Below are 1,756 nucleotides of genomic sequence, written 5' to 3' on the forward strand. Positions count from 1 at the left end.
TGCGGCCCAGTGCTCCGGCCTTCAGGCCGGGGGTGAAGGGCCGCGCGGGAAGGCCGCCCTGCGGCCTGAGCGTGCCCTAGACCGGACGGGCCTGGTCCTCGATGTACCGGCGGAGCACGTCCAGCGGCGCGCCACCGACCGATCCGGCGAAGTAGGAACCCGACCACAGCCGGTTCGCCCGCCAGTAGTGCTGCGCCAGCTCGGGGAACTCTTGGCGCATCCGCCGCGACGACACCCCCTTGAGACTGTTGACCAGCCGAGACAGGGCGACCTTCGGCGGGAAGTTGACGAGGAGGTGGACGTGGTCGCGTTCACCGTTGAACTCGACCAGCTCAACCTCGAAGTCGCCACACACCATCCGCATGATCTCTTCCAGGCGGGTGAGGTGCTGATCGTCGAAGACGCGATGCCGGTACTTCGTGACGAAAACCAAGTGGGCGTGCAACGCGAAAACGCAGTGCCTGCCAGTGCGAACGTTGAGATCAGCTGCCATAGACCAAGGGTAGACTTGGGCTGTGCAGCTTCGGTACAGCTTCCGGCTCTACCCGACGGCGGGTCAGCGTGAGTCGCTGGCCCGGGCGTTCGGGTGCGCCCGGGTGGTGTACAACGACGGCCTGCGCGCCCGGGAGGACGCCCGTGCGGCGGGGTTGGCATTCCCGAGGACCGGGGACCTGTCGAAGCTGCTGATCACCGAGGCGAAGAAGACCCCCGAACGGGCCTGGCTCGCCGAGGTGTCCGCGGTGATCCTTCAGCAGTCCCTACGCGACCTCGACGCGGCCTACCGGAACTTCTTCGACGGGCTGGCCGGGAAACGCCCCCGGATGGGTCCGCCGCGGTTCAAGTCGAAGCGAGACACCCGGCAAACGGTCCGGTTCACCGCGAACGCCCGTTGGTCGATCACCCCCGGCGGGAAACTGTGCCTCCCGAAGATCGGCGATGTTCCGGTGCGCTGGTCGCGCCGGTTGCCGTCGGTGCCGTCGTCGGTGACAGTGATCCGGGACAGCGCCGGCCGGTACTTCGCGTCGTTCGTCGTCGAAGCCGGGCCGGTGGATACTCCGGCGGAGACAACTGGCGAGATCGGTATCGACCTCGGGCTCGGTCACTTCGCGGTGCTCTCCGACGGTCGGAAGGTCGACGCGCCGCGGTTCCTGCGCCGCGCGGAGACACGGCTGCGCCGCGCGCAGCGCACGCTGTCCCGCAAGGAGAAGGGCTCCCGCAACCGAGCGAAGGCCCGGGTGAAGGTCGCCCGGGAGCATGCCCGGGTCGCCGACGCGCGCCGCGAGTTCCACCACCAGCTCTCCACGAAACTGATCCGCGAGAACCAAGCGGTCGCCGTCGAGGACCTGGCAGTGAAGGGGCTCGCGCGCACACGGCTGGCGAAGTCGGTACACGACGCCGGCTGGTCGGCGTTCGTCGCCATGCTGGAGTACAAGGCCGAACGGCACGGGCGGACGTTCGTGCGGATCGGCCGGTTCGAGCCGACGTCGCAGGTGTGTTCGGCCTGCGGGGTGAAGGACGGCCCGAAACCGCTCGCGGTCCGGGAATGGACCTGCCAGGCCTGCGGGTCGACGCACGACAGGGACGTGAACGCGGCGATCAACGTCGCGAAGGCCGCCGGACTGGCGGTGCCTGCCCGTGGAGCGCAGGTAAGACCGGCACCCGTGCCGGCACCGCGCGGCGAAACGGGAACCCACCCGAAGCCCACCCCTACCGGGGTGTAGCAGACGGGAATCTCCTCCCTTCAGGGCGGAGAGGA

2 protein-coding genes are annotated in these 1,756 nt (G+C 69.0%); one reads left to right on the top strand and one right to left on the bottom strand.

What is annotated here, in order from left to right:
- Positions 1-76: 76 nt before the first annotated feature.
- Positions 77-493: an IS200/IS605 family transposase gene (gene tnpA, locus MXD59_RS25860; RefSeq protein WP_248827175.1), complete on the bottom strand. Its 417-nt coding sequence runs from the start codon at positions 491-493 to the stop codon at positions 77-79.
- A 22-nt stretch (positions 494-515) separates the two neighbouring features.
- On the opposite strand from tnpA, the gene MXD59_RS25865 reads away from it, so the two are divergent.
- Positions 516-1,721 carry an RNA-guided endonuclease InsQ/TnpB family protein gene (locus MXD59_RS25865; protein ID WP_248827176.1) on the top strand — a complete coding sequence of 402 codons (1,206 nt, stop codon included), beginning with the start codon at positions 516-518 and terminating at the stop codon, positions 1,719-1,721.
- Positions 1,722-1,756 lie beyond the last annotated feature (35 nt).

This window comes from Frankia umida (assembly GCF_023242945.1).
GTDB lineage: Bacteria > Actinomycetota > Actinomycetes > Frankiales > Frankiaceae > Frankia > Frankia umida.